Raw genomic sequence first — 18,945 nt, 5'->3', positions numbered from 1 at the left:
TTTTTCAAAAGCACAAATGTCCCTTTTACATTTACCAAATCGATGTAAATAAATTTTGGATGAACGCAAAGAAAAAAAACAAACCTCTTAAAAGTTTAGAACAGCTTCTGGAAGAAGCAAAAACAAAAAAGGAAACCCTTTTAAAGATTCTGAAAAAAATAACCAACGATAATTCTGAAAATCAATCTTTGAATTGATTTTTAGAAATGGCCTCAATGGTTTTGCTATGAACCATTGAAGTGTCATGTTTATTAACCAAGCAAACTGTAATATTAATTTAAATTTAAAAAAATGAATCAAATTTACTTCAAGACCAAGTATTTGTTTGTTTTGTTGGGTTTCTTTGCCTGTTCCGTAGGAATGGCTCAGTCACCTTTGCAAAATAGACAAAGTGGTAATGCAAAAACCGCATTAGAAATGTCGGTCGCAAATCCAAAAAAAGATCAGGTTTCTAAGAAAACTGCTGATAAAGTTTCCAATCAGGACAATGATGCCAATAATCTCTTTACTCCGCAAGAAGAAAAAGTAAAAGGGATAGAACTTTCTGCAGCAGAAAGTGACGCAGTGAAAAAGCAACTACAGGAAAGCCAAAAACTATTTAGACAAAATTTAACGAATGTAACCGCGAAAACAAACCCGCAGGATTCCATTAGCACAAAAGTTAGATCTTTTGCTAAATCGGCCAACTTAACTGCCAAAAATATATTCGAAGTTAAAAAAGGAGATTTTGATTTGTCTACATCGGATAAAATGCAATTAAAATCAATTTCGGATAATCATGGCAGAACCCTTGCTACTTATCAGCAAATGCATAATTCTATTCCTGTTGAAGGCGCAATTTATAAGGTTAGAGAAAATAAAACTAAGATTGATGCATTTGGTTCTACAGCAAAGAAAGTGTCTGTAAGCAGCAATTATAAAATAAATGCAGCAACAGCTTTAGAAAACGCACTAAGAACCGTAAATGCGAAGCAATATATTTGGGAGAGTAAAAAATTAGGTGCTCTACTGGACAAAAAAATAAGTGCTAAACCACAAGGGGAACTGGTTTATGTTGGGCCTAATTTTTCTTCTGAATTAAAAGATTATTATCTGGCATGGAAATTTGATATATATGCGACCAATCCGCAATCAAGTCAGACGATGTATGTGGATGCAAATACAGGAAAAATAATCCTTACCATAAATTTAAATAATGATGCTGATTTTTCAGGTCAAAGTCTGGGTAAAGGTAAATCAAGATATTCCGGAGAAGTAGAATTTAATACTAAGCAATATGCGGACGGTTACAGATTAGAAGGGCTACAAGGGAAATATAATGTTCCCATGTATACCTGGAATATGAATCATGCAGATGAGGCTTCAGATGAAGTAATCACGGAATTTATTGATGAAGATAATATTTGGAATGAACTGCACAATAAAGATCATGATGAGGTCGCAATGGATATTCATTGGGGTATGCAAAAAACCATAGAATATTATGGAGAAAAATTTAACCGAAATAGTATCGATGACAAAGGAATGACAATTATTGGTCTGGCGCATTTAGGCACTAATGTCGAAAATGCTTCATGGACCGGAGGTTGGGCACAATTTGGAGACGGCGTTGCTAGTCCTTATGTTGGTTTAGGAATTACTGCGCATGAATTAACTCACGGAGTAACACGTTTCACAGCGGGTTTAATCTATCAGGGAGAATCTGGTGCTATGAATGAATCTTTCAGTGATATATTTGGTGTATCTGTTGAGGCTTATGTTGGAAAAGACAAAAAAGAAAATATTTGGATGTTGGGTAATGAATTGTACACACATGGAAGTATGCGAAGTATGTCAAACCCAAAGGCACAAAGTCAGCCGGATACCTACGGAGGAGTAAATTGGGCAAATCCGGCAAATAGTAGTTATGATAACGGAGGTGTACACATTAACAGCGGAATCACAAACTACTGGTTTTACCTTTTAAGCGAAGGTGGACAGGGCACGAATGACCTTAATAACAGTTATGATGTTAAAGCGATTGGTCTTGATAAGGCGGAGAAAATTGCCTATATCACGCTTACGGAATATTTATCTCCTTCTTCAAACTTTAGTGATATGCGTCAGGCTACCTTAATGGTTACAGAAGATTTATATGGAATGGGTTCTGAAGAATACAAACAAGTTAGCAATGCCTGGTATGCTATTGGTATTGGAACTGCTTTTGCAGACAAACAAATAGCGCTTGTTTCAGTAGAAAAACCTGTTGCTGCTTGTGGTACTTTAAAAGGAGATGAGCCATTTTATATTACAATTAAAAACACAGGATCTACTGTAATTAAAGCAAATGAAAGTTTATATTACAAATTAAGATTAATGTTTCCCGGTTTTGGCGGTAGGTTAAATACGCTATACTCTGCCGATAATACCATTAGTTTTGATAAAGATCTGGCGGTTGGTGAAGAAAGGGTTATAAAAACTAAGGAAACCATTCCTTATGAAATAAGTACAACTAAGCTAAACTATGTTGAGGTTAAATTTGATTTTAAACCTATTGATGCGTTTGGTGCAAAGGACGGAATTTCTTTTGTTTCAAGTTTTATGGTTTATCCCCCTCAAAAAGATTTTGACCTAAAAGTTACAGGATTAAGCCTTCCGGAATATTCAGGGACAGCATTGTCAGTAAATCATACCTTAGCGATTACAATCTTTAATTTGGGTTGTCAGGATATACCGGCTGGATCTCAGTTAAAAGTAGGATATGCCAATACACTTCCCGGAAGCGAAACAGTATGGAAAGACGTTACATTAGAAACTATTTTTAAAGGAAACTCAGAAATGACAATTTCTTTTGATACTACTATTGATTTATCTGCAAACGGTCTGCATACCTATGAAGGTTTTGTATCCTATGATAAGGATCCGGTAGCAGCGAATAATAGTGGGATAAATGGTGTTTACAGTGGTATTATAACTCAATTTCCATATACAATGGATTTTGAAAGAACACCAGGAGGCTGGTATTCAAAATCATTGTCTACAAATCAAAAATTTGTATGGCAGGCATCTGCTTACACCTTTAGAGATACAAAGTCTAAATATTTATGGGCAACAGTACAACTTGGCGAAACCGGTGAAAGAATGGCCTTGAATGCTGATTTTACATTACAATCACCAGTATTTGATTTTACCAATGTTGCTTTTCCATATGTTGAGTTTGATATTATTTCCTTATTCCATAACGGATATGACGGATTAATTGTTGAATATTCTGAAGATAACCAAAACTGGAAAAAAGTTACCGGTATCGATTATCCTTCAACTCTACATTACGATGGTGGATCTGCATTATCGGGACCATGGTTTACCGGAATTAACAATGATTTCAAGAAAAAACCAATTGGAATACGTTTAAATGACCTTGCCGGTAAAAAAGGAGCTATTCGTTTCCGTGTTGCTACAGATGATTATAATGATGGTTTTTTAGGAGCCTTTATAGATAATATTCATGTAGATAATGCACCTTATGATTTAGTACTTTTAGATGCAAAAGTAGATGCTGGTACCTGTAAGATCGACAATAATAATGTAACAATAAAAACTAAGATCATTAATAATTTTGGTACAACTGCCGAGCAGGTAAATGTTACAGTGAAAATTTTGGATAGTGCACAAAATGAAGTGTATTCAAAAACAGAAAAAGCATCATTGGTTTTTAGTAAATTTAGAGATACGATAGCATATTCTATTCCAAATATCAACTTAAAAAGTATTGGTAGGAATACCATTTCGGTTTCTGTTTTTCCTGATGATGTAACTCAGGATGCTACACCAGAAAATAATTCATTCACATTAAGTTACGATAATTGGAACAATGAAGATATGAAAATATCTGTACTTCCATATACAATGGATTTCGAAGATGTGACTAAATATAAAGGATGGAGAACTTTTGAAAACAAAGATGCTGCCGGCTGGCAACACGGAACATATACAGATTTAAGATCTCCAAGTTTTTTCGTAACAGATCACACGCAATTTATGGCGAGTAACGATGACAAATGTAATTGTGACGCTGCAAATGATATGTTAATTTCTCCCGTATTAGATTTGAGCAATTATAAAGAAGCACACTTATCATTTGATGGCTTCGGCGATGGTCAGAGACTTTCAGACGGATATGTAAAAGTAAGTACAGATGGCGGTGAAACCTGGAATACGGCTTTTAAAATGTATTATATCGATAATTGGATCGAGTATCATGTAGATTTAACTCCATATGCAGGAAAATCGTGTGTTCTGGTAGCATTCCAGCATGATGATAATGGTTTATTTGCCAATGGTTTTGCAGTAGATAACATTAAGATTACAGAGAAATCAGAATATCTTCAGTTATCTAATTTAAGTATGCCTGAGGTTGTATATGAAGATGCACCTTCGCACCAATTTTTTATTGCTGCAAGAAATGTATTTTATAATAAAGTAGAAAAAGCTACAATCGAATATCAAATTACCCAAAATGGTAAAGCTGTTGGCGAACCGGTTGTATCAGAAAGAAATGATCAAATTCAACAATATCAGACCATTACCTATACAATAGATGGTATTCCGCAGTTGCCGGCAGGAAATTATGAAATCAATGTAAAAATAATTACAAACGGACAGCTAAAAGCTGATGCAACAACGCTTACAAAATCTTTTGAGGTTATTGCTAAGGCACCAAACTTAGATATTGAAACCTTTTCAAGTGTTGCCCAGGGATCAGTTTTTGGATCAAAAGGATATGTTTCGAATCAAAGTGATGACAATTATCCTTGGAGAAACGTTACTACACCAGATAATACAAACCTGACGCTGCCTAAGAAAGATCATACAGAAGATGCTTCTGCAATGATGCTTTACAGTCAGCTTGAAAATTATGCTGTTTATGGAGAAATAGTTTCTCCGATGTATAAACTAGCTGAAAATACAACTGCATTAGAATTCTATTACGGAATGCAATGTAATTATATCAATTCTTTCAGTATAGATATTAAAACAGTAGGAGGCGAATGGACCGAGATATGGAAAGACTCTAAACAAGGAAGTTATTCAGATACCGAATGGAAAAGAGGAGCAGTAAACTTAAATAAATATGCGGGGAAATCTGTAATGTTAAGATTAAGACATGCTAAAGAAGGAGGATATTCTTACATGGTATTAGATGATTTAAAATTAATCACTGATCCTGTTGTAGATGCTTCAGTCCAAATATTGTCGCCAAGAGATATATGTGGCGGATCTGAATTTAAAGTGAAACTGACCAATGAAGGACAAATTGCCATTGCAGCAAATACAATTCAGTTAGAGGTAGAATATATGAACACGAATGAAGTTATTTCAGAACCAATTACAGAAGGAATTCCTGTTGGCGGAAGCATAGAATATATGCTGAAAAAACAGCCTAAATTGGATGAAAGCGGGGACTCACATGTGTTTAATGTTACGGCAAAATTAGATAATGATGCTATTCAGCAAAATAATATAATAAAAAACTATATCTATCAGGGAGTACCGTCAGATTTTAAAATATTTGACAATCCAATAATTTATGGATATGCTGGAAAAGCTTTATACGTTGATGCTCAAACAAATGTTGCGGCAAAAAAATTAAAAGTCGCTTCATACAAATGGAGTACAGGTGATGTCTCTAACGGTATTGCAATAAATACGGCAGGAGATTATACGGTAACATTAGTTATGAAAAATGGATGTACACTTACAGAAACTATAACAGCAAAATTTGATGCTTTCGAATCAGAGTTAGAAAGTGGAGATCTTTGTGGTCCTGAAGTTGTTTTGTCTCCCGGAAAATACAAATCTTATGAATGGTTTGACGGAGCAACAGAACCAACTCACGTGATAACAGAAAGTGGAGATTATTTTGTAACGGTTTTTAATGAAAATGGCATTGGTAAAACTTTTAGTACTACCATTTCAATTCTTGAAAACAACATTGTACCGGAAATTCAGGTAATAGGAGATAAAAAATTAACAGCTTCAGTTGATGCAGCTTCGTATCAGTGGTTCTTAAACGAAAGACCAATACCAAACGCAACTGAAAAATCTATTATTGCAATTTGGGAAGGAAACTATAGTCTTCAAACAACGAATAATAATGGATGTAACAGAATTTCGACAGTATTTGATTCAAAAGGAATGCTACTTGGAAAAATTACAAATCCTTTTAGAGTATTCCCTAACCCGGCTGTTGATAATGTAAATATCTTCCTGGCAGATAAAATTGAAGGTGAAACAAAAATCAATGTTTACGCCACAGATGGTAAAGCAGTGTGGAGTAAATCGTATGCAAGTATGCCGTCAATTATTAATCTAAGCGGATTAACGCCGGGAGTGTATGTTTTAGACTGTACAGTACAGAATAAAAAATATACTGCCAAGATTATTAAGAAGTAACAAAATTAAAGATAGAACATGGTAACTCTCCTCTGTGAGAGTTACCATTCTTAAAAAACAAAAATATAGTATGAAAAAATATACGCTAATACTGTGCACACTATTTTTGGGTGCGGCTTGTATGGCCCAGACTCAAAAAGTTAAATTGGGCGTAAAAGCAGGTTTAAATATCGCCAGCCTTACTTTTGATGAAAGTGAACTAGACTCATCAGGTAAAACTGGATTTACGGCAGGGATTATGGTCGAAATTCCTATGGCAAAAAACTTTTCGCTTCAACCCGAATTATTGTTTAGTCAACAAGGAACAAAAACTTCTTTTTCTGATCCGGAGGTAACAAATTCGAATTTTAAAAGTACAATCGAATTGAACTATTTAAACATTCCTGTAATGCTGAAATATTACGTGATAAAAGGATTAAGCATACAAGCCGGTCCTCAAATAGGAATACTTTTAAAAGCTAATAATAAATATCAGGATAACTTTTTAGGATATGAAAATCACGAAAGTTTTAATCTGAAAGATTATTCAACAGGAATAGATACTTCTGTAAACTTTGGATTGGGATATCAATTTATAGATAAATTTTATGCAGATGCAAGATATAATATTTCGTATTCTAATGTTTTCAAAGAAGGCGATGTAAATCATTTTATAAATAATGATATGAAGAATCGGGTTTTTCAAATAGCAATAGGGTACTTTTTTAAGTAGAATTAGTTTTAAATAGAGGTTATGAAAGCCACTCTGATTTTTTATTGGAGTGGTTTTTTTATGATTTATACTAATCGGATATTGAAAATAAAGTTGTTCGTAATTTTACAATTTCTTGCCAGAGCGAATGACTTACTTTGTTGGTATAAAAACAATCAAAATGAAAAAGACTCTTATTTTAAACGGATTACTGATGTTCACTTTTTGGTGTAATGCTCAAACTGCGGATCCCGCATTAAAGTCAGTCAGAAAAGTTATAGAAGCCAGTAATGAGATCTATGCAGATCTCGCTAATAAAGGCGATAGATCTATCCTTACCAGATATACAGATGATGCCTGTTTATTTCCGCCCAATGCTCAACCTGTATGCGGAAGTGAACAACTGCTTGCATTCTATAAAGGTGGTCCCAAAGTGCATGTAAAGTTTACGATTCAACACTTGTACGGAGATGGTAAAACATCAGTCACAGAGGAAAGTTTTTATGAGATGACTGATCCCGATGGTAAAAAACTGGACGACGGAAAAGTGATTGTCATCTGGAAAAACACAAAAAACGGCTGGAAGATGTATCGAGATATGTTTAGCAGCAACCATCCGGCAAAATAAAATTAGAAACCAATGTTTACAGCTTGTTGAAAATCTGTATCATTTTTTATCAACGAGTTTCTGGAAGCAGAAGGAGTGATACCCGTAAACTTTCTGAACTCTTTGATAAAATGTGCCTGATCGTAATACCCGCTGTCGTAAGCTATCTCGGTCAACGATTGCGAGGTATTGAGAACTAGCTGCAAGCTCTTGTTAAAGCGCATTACCGAAGTAAAAGCTACAGGACTGATACCAATATTTGAGAGATAAAGTTTTTGAATATATCTTTCTGATAGCCCTGAATGTCGCGCCAGAGCAGGTAAATCCAATTGTTGATGATTAAATAAAAGCTGTTGATTAATAGCCTCTACAATCGATACTTTCTTTAATCGGGTTTCGTTTTTTTTCAATTGCTGCAGAAAGTGAGATTCTAAGATGCTAATTTTAGAGGCAAGTTCATTTGCCTCCATCATACGATTGTATAAGACTCTGTTTTCATTCAAAGCTACATCATACATGTCGGTGGCGTAGTTAGTGAATTCCGATAGCGGATCTGAAAAGAACAATGCACTGGCGTGCGGATAAATCCGAGCTATAAGTACCGAAGTACCTTTGGCTACAGTAAGTCTGGTAGGAAGAGTGAGATGGCCCAGTAATTCTATAGCAGGCGTATCTTTTCGTTTACCATTGATAGTTGTAGCAGCGGCACCTTCAGAGATATTGACTATAAAGTCTACATATCCGCTTGGGTAAAAAACCTCGTTATCAAGATGTTTATTAATCGTAACAACGGTATAATTCTTTATATATGGTGCTAAAACGGTGGAAGGTAAAATCTCCATATAATTAATTTTTATCGTAATTTAGAACTGAATCTGCTGATTAATAGGATGTTCTAAATTAGAAAAAAATATAACATGAAATAATGTATAAGATTAAAAAATTAATCTTTTAAGTTTCTGACCCAATGTCGGAAAAATATAAAATGAAAAATCGCAATTACCAGTTATTAGGTAATTACGATTTTTTTTGTGGAGTCGCCGGCTATTCCGCTAATTATATCAGAGTTGGTTGTTAATAATTGATTATCAGTAAGAAACGCTTGTTTTGTAGTAATTCTTATATTTGTTATAACTAAGTTTTTATAACTAAATATAGCATTATTGTCAACTAAATTGTCAACTGATGAAATACACTTTTAATCTTAAAGAGCCGAAGAGTGATAAAGAAACTTTGATTTTATTTTCATGCTATTTTAAAAATGAGAATAAGAAATTTGTCTTTTCAACTGGTGAGAAAATAATGCCTGAAAATTGGGATTTTGAAAATAGATTCCCTTTTGTAAATGGGAAAAAGAGATCAAAATTTGTTCAAAGTATAAGACTTCAGATGAATCGATACTCTGATTTATTTCTTGAAACAGAAAGCTTATATAAAAGAATAAATGAACCTTTTACTTCGAAGAATTTAAAAAAAGTTTTTGACGAAGAGTTTAAAAAAGCTCCGTCCGGGAAAAATACATTTTTTGATGCGTATGATGAGTTTACAGCCGAAAAGGAAAAAGGTAAAGAATGGTCGGCGTCAACAATTAAGAGGTATAAAAATATAAAAAATATTCTAGAAAAATTTGAAGCAGCTAGAAAATTCAAACTGACATTTAGTAAGATCGATGAAACATTTCATCGTGAATTCACTTCCTATTGTATGGATGATTTAAAGCATATTAATAATACTTATGCTAGAAATCTAGGGCTTTTCAAAACCTTTATGTTTTGGGCTAGGAAAAATAAATTCACTTATAATGATAGTTTTGTAGAATTTAAAAAAGTTGAGAAAGTAATTACAAATCAAATTGCATTAACAATAGATGATTTGAATAAGTTGATGCAACACGAATTTGAAAGTGAAAAGCTAGGGAAAGTTCGTGATGTTTTTGTCTTTGCTTGTGTGACTGGTATGCGTTTTGGTGAGTTATCTTTGATAAGAAGAAGTAATGTAACTAATGATTTTATTTTATTAAAAGAAAATAAAGATGAAACTAAAGAAACTAGGGAGATACCTTTAACCAGTATTTCTAGACATATTTTATTAAAATATGATTATAAACTGCCTTTAATTGCCAATCAAAAACAGAATAAATATATAAAAGAAGTATTTCAGGAGATGGAATACAATAATAAAGTTCAAAAAGTTACAACTAAAGGGAAAGAAAATATTAAAGAAGAAATGTTCTTCTACAATAGAATAAGTACCCATACAGCAAGAAGAACTTTTATTACTATGATGAAAAGACAAGGTAAAAGTGATAAATTAATTGCATCTATAACTGGACACAACGATATGAAGACTTTGAATCAGTATTACCAGATTAGTGAACCAGAGAAAAAAGAAGCCATGGATGAAGTTTTTAATGTTGAATTGAAATTGAAAATCGTTTAGTATGGATTTTAAAAAGAAATATTTTAAAAAGAAATCAGAATTTATTGATTTAAAGCCTCTTGATAATAAGAATACTAGGGGAGAAATTAAACTAGGTGTAATTATTCTTATTATGGTTTTTCTTTTTTTGATTGCTTTTTATTTTTTCGAAAATGTTTTTCTGAAATCAGGAGGGATATTTAGACTAGTTGCTATAGGAATAACATTTTCGGCAGCAATTATGGTTGTTTTATATTTTCGTCTTTTGATTTATAAGACAGATAAGAGGAATAAAATAAATTCAGCAATAGTAAATTATGATTTTTCGAATGATGAAAATAATATAATAGAAGTTCGGTTTAAAAATTTTTTTAAAGATGAATTGTGTTATTTGAATTTTAAAAATAATGCGATTAAAATTGGATTAATTGACCAAAAATGTAAATGGTTATATAAGGAAAAAGAGATTTTATACTTCGCTTTATTGTTTTCTAAATTAAAAGAGAATAATTATTTTAAAAACACAATTGAAAACAAAGATTTTTGTGAGGTTTCTAGCCAATTTTTAGATATTAAAATTAATTCAACGATGCTAACAAAATATGATCTTTCCAAGGAAAACAATCTAATTAAAGCACATCATGAAAAATATTATGAAAATGATTATTCCATTTTTAACCAAATATAGTTTAACTCATTTTCAATTGAATTCAATTGAAGATATTGAATAGAAATAAATTATAATTAATACGATTAAGTTATAAAATTGTAAAAAATTAAATCTACAATTTTATGCAAAATCCATTTGAAACAATTCAATCAGAATTGAAAGAGCTAAAAGGTTTAGTTGCACAACTTCTGACTAAACCAGAAAAAGATTTATCGAATAACATGTATACTGTCAAAGAAGCGGCAGAACTCTTACATGTGGATCGCCAGACCATTAGAAACCATATTGATAATGGTAATATTAAAGCTTCTTCTATTGGGAGAAGAATTTTAATAAATCACGAAGAGTTATTTGACTCTCTTAATGAAGTAAAATCCCTGAAATATAAGAGACAAGTATAGAAAGTACCATTTCTATACTTGTTTTTTTATTATCTGATCTATTGTATAAGCTATATATACAATAAAAAAACATTGTACAAAATGAAAGAAAAATATTTACGAGTAGGAACTTCGTATTTCAAAATTATTGATAAACCTATAATATCTGGTGACAAAGTAAAAGTGATGGTTCGGTGGAATCGTGAAACAATCATTTCAGATCACGGAAAATCGTTTTTAAACGATATATCCAAACTAGATGGTTTTTGCTGTATTCCTAATCATTTTGGTTATGAGCAAATTGTAGATGATTTCTATAATACCTATCATGAACTGCCTAACCAACCGATCGTTAAGGATTTTTCAATTCATGAACTTGAAAAATTGATTCCGAATTCATTGCAATTTATTCAACATATTTTTGGAGACCAAACGCAATTAGGTTTAGACTACATAAAACTTTTATATGAAAAACCTACTCAAACATTGCCAATTCTTTGTTTAGTAAGTAAAGAACGATCGACAGGAAAAAGCTCTTTTATAAAGTGGTTGAAAGCAATTTTTGGAATGAATATGACTTACATAAAAGGCGATTCATTTGGTTCGCAGTTTAATTCCGATTGGGCGAGTATGTTGCTCGTAGCGATTGATGAAGTCTTTTTTGATAAAAAGGAGATTACAGAACGATTAAAGTATCTTTCTACCACTGACAAAGATAAAATAGAAGCAAAAGGAAAGGATCGACAAGAAATTGAATTCTTTGCAAAATTTATTCTTTGTTCTAATAATGAAGATAATTTTATTCAAATAGATGAAGAAGAAATCCGTTTTTGGATTCGTAAAATTCGTACTATAAATACAGAAGATGTATTCTTTCTTAAAAAACTGAACAAAGAAATTCCGTATTTCTTAAAGTACCTGCAAATGAGAAATTATTTTTCTCAACAAAAAACGAGAATGTGGTTTAAACCCGAACAGATTATGACCGCTTCTCTGTTAAAGCTTGTAAATCGAAATAAAGAAGAAATCCTTATGCTTGAATTGATTCATGAATGTTTTGAGAAAATGGATGAGAATGAGTTGAAATTAGCTCCTAATGATATTTTCATTCTACTGAGGAAGCAAAATAACAGAATAAATATTTCTGCTAATGAAATAAGAAATATTCTGAAGCGATGGGGTTTTACACCCAAAGATAATACGAAGTCTTATTGTGGAATTGAATTATTGTCGCATGGTGAATATGTGAAAGTAGATCGAAGAGGACGTTTTTATACCATCAAAAAGATTTTGTTTTATAAAATATTTGATGCTTTGATGCAAAATTAGTATAAAGTCTTGTAATTGAACTAAAGGGATCTGCATCAAACCTTGCATCAAATTAAGAAACAATCTTTTTTGATGCAAAACCGATGCAGGACAAAAATAAAGTGATGCACTGATGCAGCTATTGATGCAGTGTAATCCTAATATAATCAATGTATTAGAACGTATTTGCATCAAAACATCAAAAAAAGAAAAAATTTCTGTTCTTTTTTTCATTAGCAAAAAAAGACTTGAATCAAATCAATAGAAGATTTATTTAAAAAAAATAATTATGGAAAAGTTCAATTGTAAAATTGCAAATCAAATTGATTTAGTCCATTATCTTGAAACATTAGGGCACGAGCCATCAAAAATAAAAAATCAGGATTATTGGTATCTATCCCCACTGCGAAATGAAAATACACCCTCTTTTAAAGTGAATCAAAAATTAAATTTATGGTATGACCATGGATCAGGCAAGGGCGGAAATGTAGTCGATTTTGGGATTGAATATTTTAGATGCACTGTCTCTGAATTTTTACAGCTTTTAAATGGTAATAGCATTTCCTCCGGTATAAGTTTATCACTTAAGAATGAGAATCGACAGTCTTCAAGTCTAAGAATTGCAAATGAAAAGAAAGATAATTCCCTTGATAAAATAATCATTGTTGATGTACGGACATTGGAAAATAAGCAGTTGATGACTTATTTAGATAATCGAAGTATTTCACAAGAGATTGCAAGACATCATTGTAAAGAGGTTGATTTTTCTTTAAATAATCGAAAGCAGACTGCTATTGGATTTCAGAATATTTCAGGAGGATATGAATTGCGAAGTGAAAAATTTAAGGGTAGCAGTTCACCAAAAGATATCACTTTTATAGATACTCAAGCAAAATCAGTAATCGTTTTTGAAGGCTTTTTTGATTACCTCTCTTATAAAATGATGAATCAAAAATCGGTTGACCTACAAACAAATTTCCTGATACTTAATTCACTATCTTTTTTTAACAAGTCACTAAAGTTAATGGAAAAACACGAGAGAGTCGATCTCTATTTAGACAGAGATGCGGGAGGTATAAAATTTACTAACCAAGCCCTACAAGGAGGTTCTATTAAATATACCGACCAAAGTTTTTTATACGACCAAAAGAAAGATTTAAACGAATGGTTAAACCAGGAACAACAAGTTAAGCGAGGTCATAGTTTTAGGCGATCTATATGACGTCCCGGTGGTAGCCAGCTATGTTTTGGTAAAACCAAAACGCTGGCTCCCCTCATGCTGGCGCATTCGTTGAGAGGGATTTTTTTCATGCATCCGCATTCAAAAAATAAATGATGAAAGATTATGGAACAAGAGAATGAAACTAAAAAAAATACAGGAGGCAGACCCAAAAAGGCAATAAAGAGAGACCAACTGATGGCGATTAAATGTACACCCAACGAGCGTAAAATAATTGAATCTAAAGCAAAAAAAGTAAATCTTACCGTTTCCGAATACCTTCGTGAAATTGGACTCACGGCAAAGATTGATTACAGAAATAAAGCCCTTCCGAAAGAAATTCTAAGTTTTACTGGAGTACTCAATCACATGGCAGCCAACCTAAACCAGATCGCGAAAAAGAGAAATAGTAACGATGAATTAAGTCCACTTGAACGGGCAGAATTAAAAGTGCAGTCTGGGCAGGTTAAAGATCTTGCTGTCCAAATTAAAAACTTTATGTCATGATAGGTCATGTAAGTATAGGCAGCTCCTTTTACCATTGCATAAGCTACTGCTTGGAAGATAAAAGAGAATTGTCTGAATCGAAAAAACATGCACTTGCAATGCAAGACCATTTGCAGCATAAAGAGCGTGCGGAAGTATTAGAATACAATAAATGTTTTGGAAACAAATATGAGCTTACTGGGCAGTTTAACGATGTTAGAAAATTAAGCAGGCGTATTGAAAAACCAGTGTTGCATCTGACATTACGTTTAGCCCCGGAAGATACATTGACTAAAGAACAATTGAGAGAGGTTGGCAGGGAATGTGCTAAGGAGTTCGGTATAGCAGACAACCAATATATCTGTGTACTGCATAAGGATACCAAAGAGCAGCATATTCATATTGCAGCCAATAGAGTAGGCTTTGATGGTAAGGTTGCCAATGATAGCAATAACTATAAACGCATGGCTGAACTTTGTCGTCGTCTTGAAAAGAAATATGGTCTTCAAGAAGTATTAAGTCCAAGAGCATTCCTATCTACTAAAGATAGGTTATTGCCTCGCCATGATATTAGAAAAGAAAAACTAAAAGCAGATATCCAACAGACATTAAAATCTGCCAGTTCTTATTTATCATTTGAAAGACATATGCGGGATTTGGGTTATAAAGTTCTTAAAGGTAGGGGGATTTCTTTTATAGATGATAAAAAAGTAAAAATAAAAGGGAGTGAAATTGGTTTTTCATTGCTGAAAATTGAAAAAATATTACGTCAGAAACAACAGCCTGTTATGAGAAATACAGACGAAGTAAAAAATTGTAATAAAGATAGTCAGTCAATATCCAATTCTTTCAACACTGGAAAGCAGAACGAAGAAAAGCAAAGCTATAACTCAGGTAGAACAGGAGAGGAAGTTGTTAAAGAGATTTTAGGGTTTACAGGTCAACTAATGAATTCTGAATATGAACCGGATTATATTGATCCTGAATTAATGAGAAGACTCCAAAAGAAAAAAAAGAGACCATCATTAAGGAGATAATATTTTAAAAAATAGTAGTATGGAAACAGATGCAAACAAAGGACATATAGAACGAGAAACATTACAATTAGTATTGGAGGAATTTGCCCAGGAACAGAAGACAAATAATCAGCATATTGAGGCGCTTATTATTGCCATAAATAACATAGGGAATAAAATCGATGTATCTATAAAGGAGCATAAACCGGGAAAAAATGTTTTGGAACCATTGGATATTAAACCAATAGAGGCTATCCTGCAAAAAAGCTTCCTGGATATTAAATTTATGATTGGCAGGCAGCCAAAAAGTATCGTTAGGAAGTTTCAGATTTTGTTATTTCCAGAACAGGATGCGAAACTGTTTTATAAAATTGTTTTTGGAAGGTGGTTTTTATGGCTTGCTATGATGGTAGCCTTAAGCAATCTTTATAATTGGGGAATACATTATAGCGACAATAACAAAGAAATTGAAATGAGACAAATTCAAAATGACAGGATAAGAAAAGCATGGGAATATATGTATGCTAATAATGATAAAGAAATTAAAAAACTTATGAAAAAAGCGTATATAAACTCAGTAGAAAGTAAGTGACAGAAAATGTGGACTAAAATGATTTCTTTCAGTATAATCTCTAACTGTGGGGAACCAAGAAGATATTATAAACTATCTTTTAAAGAACAGCGCAACATTTTTACAAAGTATTTACTTATTAGCGGGAAGCATTCAAATATCTAACCAATTTATGGAAGATTATTATAATATAATGCAATACTCATCTAATTTCGTTAATTCTTAATCGTCGAATTTATAATATGCAAAAAGCTACAGTTTAAGCTGTAGCTTTTATTTTTTATCAATTAAAAAAATTATTTAAGAAGGTTTATTAATTGATTTTCTTCTACGATAATTTGAAAAGGATCATGAGTGATTTTATAAATATTTTTGTTCATATCCATACCAATAAAGTCACCATCTTCAAGATCTTTTAAATGATAATACATCTTTCCTTCAAGTTCTACTTCATAGATATCCGAAGCATTTAATAAATTTATTTCTTCATTGGAAAGCAAAGATTTTATTTTATTAAAATCTTCATTGTCGGGATATGTTATATATATAGAATCAATAACTATTTTTTGTATATCAGGATCAGGATTAAAGTTCAAAATATCTGAAGTTGAATATCCTAAAATTAAACCATATCCTAGATCTAAACTCAGAAGTCTATAAGCACCAGACGTTTTATCAAATATCTTGATTCCATTTATAGTAAAAAAGGGCTCCTTTTTCTTTTCGAATTTATTAAGTAATATAATATTTAATCTGAAATTTATGTAATTAGGTATTTTTTTCTCAAGCCTTATAGATTCTATTATTCCTTCCGATACTTGTTCTCTAAAATAATTATATTCATCTCCTAATAATTTAAAAAGATTTGAAAAAAGATCTTTTTCCCATCCCACCAAGTGGATTTTTTTTTGTTTTTTGAAAAATTTAAACATATTATCTCCAAATTAAATTGTATTGTTCTTTCCCAAGTCCCGAACGAATTCTTTCGTGTGATACAAAGTAAATCGATAAAAAATTATAATAAACAAAAAAGTTCCAGATTTCTCTGAAGATTGATGTTAAGTATTTCTAACGGAACATTTTTTGAACCATTTTGTTTATGATTTAGACACATACATCGCCTTAGTACTAATGATTTAAGAAAAAGGGCAAAATTTTTCTATCGTTTTAAAGCAAAATGCCCTTTAAAAAACCTGCCATCTTCTAGTCTAATCGAATACCAATAGTCTGTTGCCGGCATTTGTTGACCAACATAAGTACCATCCCAGCCTTCGCCCATTGGGTTTATTTCTTTAAGTAATTTTCCATAACGATCAAAAATTTGAATAGTTGTTTTTGCATTAAAAACAGCATTGACTCCTTTTAAATTCCAAGTGTCGTTTGAACCGTCTTGATTAGGAGTGAAAAATTTTGGAATTCCTAAAACAGCGATTTCTTTTGGAACAATACCACAGCCATTCAGGTCTTTTACATAAACGGTATGAATTCCTGATGGAACATTTTGAAAAACATTGTTATCTTGATATTCTCCAAATTCATTATCCAAAGAAAAAACATAGTCTCCGGCTCCGGTTGCTAAAATTGTTATGCTGTTTTCTTCAGATAAATCAACAATATCGACTTTTACGGTTGCTTTGTCAGATGCGTTTACAGTGATAGTTCTTGTTCTGGAGCAGCCATTATTATTAGTGGTTTCTACCTTATAAATTCCTTTTTTGTTGACGGTTAAATCATATTGATTTGCACCAACAATTATGTTTCCATCTAATGTCCAGGTGTAGGTATAATTTGCTTTTTGAGTTTCATCTATTAAACCAGCATTAATTATTTTGGTAAAAGTTGGCAAATCACTACATACCAATTCATCTCCTGTTAATTGAATACTTGGAACTGAATTAACTTTGAACGAGATAATTGTTGTTGCAGTACAATTTTGATTTACGGGATTAATAACCTCTACTTTAACATCTTGTGTTGCTGATAAAAACGGATTTGGTAATGGACTTGCTAAGGTATTGCCATTTGCATCATAATATTTTACAATCATTCCGGTTTGATTTCCAAGAATATTATCTTGAAAAGCAGTAGTATCAAAAGGATATTTTCCGTCTTGTAGTACAGGGTCAATTTCATCATCACAAAAAGTTGTCAATGAGGTAGGGATAGGAAAAACATGTGGTAAACGATCTACTACAAATGCAATTGTAGTGTCGTAAGAACAAGCTGATGCAGTATTGTTTGTTACTTTTACTTTTATGGTTTGAGAAGCCGTTACAAATGGATTAGGTAACGGACTGGATAATGGATTGTTATTTTGATCCAGATATGAAAGCGATACATTTGTTAATCCATTTAAAATTCGGGATTCAATAGTTGATGTGTCAAAAGCAAATAATCCATCCTGATTGTCGTCGCATTGAGTTTCTATGAGAGATTTCACTATAGGAATTGGTTCAACATTTAAAGTGATGTATCCGCCTAATCCCAAACAATCATTGTTGACTCTGCTATCTACACGAACATATATTTTTTGAGAATTGGGATAACCAATATTACTATAATTAGAAATATTTGCAATAGTATTTTTTTCGGCCAAAGCATCATTCAGATTTTTATAATACGTAATATCTAAAAGTTGACCTAAAGGAAAAATAGCCTGAATCTGATTGGTAACACCGCTAAAGTCAAACGTAGCTAGACCATCAGTATTCGTTCCGGAAACTACATCATCACATTGTGTAAACGATTTTGAAAAACTTGAAGGAATCTGAGTTGTAGAGACAATCAGGTTTAATCGCGCTATTCTAAAACAAGTATTGGCATTACTAACCCTAACATAAACGACATCATTACTCACAACTGTATTAGTGTAAGTTGTAGTATTAGATATTGAATTAGTATTGTTTTGTGCATCAGCTATCGTCTTAAAAAAAGCAATTGTTTCATTTGAAGCATTTGTTGTTATTTTAGAAATGGCTTCTTCTAAATTAAAAATACTGAAACCATCAATATCGTCGTCACACTGTTTTAAATTAGCAGTTGCAGTAACTACCGGCAAAGCTAAAACGGCAATTTTAAAAGAGGTAGTTGCTATACAGTCAGGATTTTCTTTGTTTGCAACTTTTACAAAAATAGTTTCAGTAG

At 32.2% G+C, this 18,945-nt stretch carries 15 protein-coding genes; 12 read left to right on the top strand and 3 right to left on the bottom strand.

The features are described from left to right. The first annotated feature begins 59 nt into the window (after window positions 1–59). The 4 genes from EAH81_RS27370 to EAH81_RS06345 all read left to right on the top strand — a co-directional run bounded on the left by EAH81_RS27370 (window position 60) and on the right by EAH81_RS06345 (window position 7,754). Window positions 60–197, top strand: a complete 138-nt coding sequence (locus EAH81_RS27370) for a hypothetical protein (RefSeq protein ID WP_161595788.1) — start codon at window positions 60–62, stop codon at window positions 195–197. 94 nt (window positions 198–291) lie between these two features. Next, window positions 292–6,435 (top strand): M4 family metallopeptidase, encoded by a 6,144-nt coding sequence (locus EAH81_RS06355; RefSeq protein ID WP_140505000.1) that lies wholly within the window; start codon window positions 292–294, stop codon window positions 6,433–6,435. A gap of 70 nt (window positions 6,436–6,505) precedes the next feature. Further along, window positions 6,506–7,147 carry a porin family protein gene (locus EAH81_RS06350; RefSeq protein ID WP_140504997.1) on the top strand — a complete coding sequence of 214 codons (642 nt, stop codon included), beginning with the start codon at window positions 6,506–6,508 and terminating at the stop codon, window positions 7,145–7,147. A gap of 127 nt (window positions 7,148–7,274) precedes the next feature. After that, window positions 7,275–7,754, top strand: coding sequence for a YybH family protein (locus tag EAH81_RS06345; RefSeq protein WP_241676524.1), 480 nt, complete (start codon window positions 7,275–7,277; stop codon window positions 7,752–7,754). Window positions 7,755–7,756: 2 nt separating this feature from the next. Here the strand turns inward: EAH81_RS06345 and EAH81_RS06340 are convergent, their stop codons facing one another. Beyond that, window positions 7,757–8,575, bottom strand: a complete 819-nt coding sequence (locus EAH81_RS06340; protein WP_140504994.1) for a helix-turn-helix transcriptional regulator — start codon at window positions 8,573–8,575, stop codon at window positions 7,757–7,759. Window positions 8,576–8,918: 343 nt separating this feature from the next. On the opposite strand from EAH81_RS06340, the gene EAH81_RS06335 reads away from it, so the two are divergent. The 8 genes from EAH81_RS06335 to EAH81_RS06300 all read left to right on the top strand — a co-directional run bounded on the left by EAH81_RS06335 (window position 8,919) and on the right by EAH81_RS06300 (window position 15,822). Continuing rightward, window positions 8,919–10,172, top strand: a complete 1,254-nt coding sequence (locus EAH81_RS06335) for a tyrosine-type recombinase/integrase (protein WP_140504992.1) — start codon at window positions 8,919–8,921, stop codon at window positions 10,170–10,172. A 1-nt stretch (window position 10,173) separates the two neighbouring features. After that, window positions 10,174–10,839, top strand: coding sequence for a hypothetical protein (locus EAH81_RS06330; protein ID WP_140504989.1), 666 nt, complete (start codon window positions 10,174–10,176; stop codon window positions 10,837–10,839). A gap of 104 nt (window positions 10,840–10,943) precedes the next feature. Beyond that, entirely contained in the window at window positions 10,944–11,222 is a 279-nt protein-coding gene (locus EAH81_RS06325) for a helix-turn-helix domain-containing protein (RefSeq protein ID WP_059116779.1), read from the top strand. 81 nt (window positions 11,223–11,303) lie between these two features. Beyond that, a complete protein-coding gene (locus EAH81_RS06320; RefSeq protein ID WP_140504987.1) occupies window positions 11,304–12,530 on the top strand; it encodes a DUF5906 domain-containing protein in 1,227 nt (408 codons plus the stop codon). A gap of 268 nt (window positions 12,531–12,798) precedes the next feature. Then, a complete protein-coding gene (locus EAH81_RS06315; protein WP_140504984.1) occupies window positions 12,799–13,731 on the top strand; it encodes a toprim domain-containing protein in 933 nt (310 codons plus the stop codon). A 123-nt stretch (window positions 13,732–13,854) separates the two neighbouring features. Then, a complete protein-coding gene (locus EAH81_RS06310; RefSeq protein ID WP_140504981.1) occupies window positions 13,855–14,235 on the top strand; it encodes a plasmid mobilization protein in 381 nt (126 codons plus the stop codon). Further along, a complete protein-coding gene (locus EAH81_RS06305; protein ID WP_140504979.1) occupies window positions 14,232–15,251 on the top strand; it encodes a relaxase/mobilization nuclease domain-containing protein in 1,020 nt (339 codons plus the stop codon). The genes EAH81_RS06310 and EAH81_RS06305 overlap by 4 nt, the downstream gene beginning before the upstream one ends. 19 nt (window positions 15,252–15,270) lie before the next feature. Beyond that, the gene (locus EAH81_RS06300) at window positions 15,271–15,822 is read left to right on the top strand and encodes a hypothetical protein (protein ID WP_140504976.1); all 552 of its coding nucleotides are present in this window, start codon (window positions 15,271–15,273) and stop codon (window positions 15,820–15,822) included. Window positions 15,823–16,097: 275 nt separating this feature from the next. Here EAH81_RS06300 and EAH81_RS06295 read toward each other — a convergent pair whose 3' ends face one another. Next, on the bottom strand, window positions 16,098–16,733 hold the full coding sequence (locus tag EAH81_RS06295) for a hypothetical protein (protein WP_140504974.1): 636 nt from the start codon (window positions 16,731–16,733) through the stop codon (window positions 16,098–16,100). A 227-nt stretch (window positions 16,734–16,960) separates the two neighbouring features. Further along, window positions 16,961–18,945 (bottom strand): T9SS type B sorting domain-containing protein (locus EAH81_RS06290; RefSeq protein ID WP_140504971.1); only part of this gene is annotated, 1,985 nt, incomplete at its 5' end.

The sequence above is a fragment of the Flavobacterium pectinovorum genome (genome assembly GCF_006438875.1).
Classification (GTDB): Bacteria; Bacteroidota; Bacteroidia; order Flavobacteriales; family Flavobacteriaceae; genus Flavobacterium; species Flavobacterium pectinovorum_A.
The sequence above is the reverse complement of the archived record's forward strand: the minus strand, read 5'-3'. Positions and strand labels throughout refer to the sequence as shown.

Excerpts from the sequence above, each read along its gene's own strand:
- EAH81_RS27370 (WP_161595788.1), top strand. The coding sequence starts at position 60 with ATGAACGCAAAGAAAAAAAACAAACCTCTTAAAAGTTTAGAACAGCTT.
- EAH81_RS06355 (WP_140505000.1), top strand. The coding sequence starts at position 292 with ATGAATCAAATTTACTTCAAGACCAAGTATTTGTTTGTTTTGTTGGGT.
- EAH81_RS06350 (WP_140504997.1), top strand. The coding sequence starts at position 6,506 with ATGAAAAAATATACGCTAATACTGTGCACACTATTTTTGGGTGCGGCT.
- EAH81_RS06345 (WP_241676524.1), top strand. The coding sequence starts at position 7,275 with ATGACTTACTTTGTTGGTATAAAAACAATCAAAATGAAAAAGACTCTT.
- EAH81_RS06340 (WP_140504994.1), bottom strand. The coding sequence starts at position 8,575 with ATGGAGATTTTACCTTCCACCGTTTTAGCACCATATATAAAGAATTAT.
- EAH81_RS06335 (WP_140504992.1), top strand. The coding sequence starts at position 8,919 with ATGAAATACACTTTTAATCTTAAAGAGCCGAAGAGTGATAAAGAAACT.
- EAH81_RS06330 (WP_140504989.1), top strand. The coding sequence starts at position 10,174 with ATGGATTTTAAAAAGAAATATTTTAAAAAGAAATCAGAATTTATTGAT.
- EAH81_RS06325 (WP_059116779.1), top strand. The coding sequence starts at position 10,944 with ATGCAAAATCCATTTGAAACAATTCAATCAGAATTGAAAGAGCTAAAA.
- EAH81_RS06320 (WP_140504987.1), top strand. The coding sequence starts at position 11,304 with ATGAAAGAAAAATATTTACGAGTAGGAACTTCGTATTTCAAAATTATT.
- EAH81_RS06315 (WP_140504984.1), top strand. The coding sequence starts at position 12,799 with ATGGAAAAGTTCAATTGTAAAATTGCAAATCAAATTGATTTAGTCCAT.
- EAH81_RS06310 (WP_140504981.1), top strand. The coding sequence starts at position 13,855 with ATGGAACAAGAGAATGAAACTAAAAAAAATACAGGAGGCAGACCCAAA.
- EAH81_RS06305 (WP_140504979.1), top strand. The coding sequence starts at position 14,232 with ATGATAGGTCATGTAAGTATAGGCAGCTCCTTTTACCATTGCATAAGC.
- EAH81_RS06300 (WP_140504976.1), top strand. The coding sequence starts at position 15,271 with ATGGAAACAGATGCAAACAAAGGACATATAGAACGAGAAACATTACAA.
- EAH81_RS06295 (WP_140504974.1), bottom strand. The coding sequence starts at position 16,733 with ATGTTTAAATTTTTCAAAAAACAAAAAAAAATCCACTTGGTGGGATGG.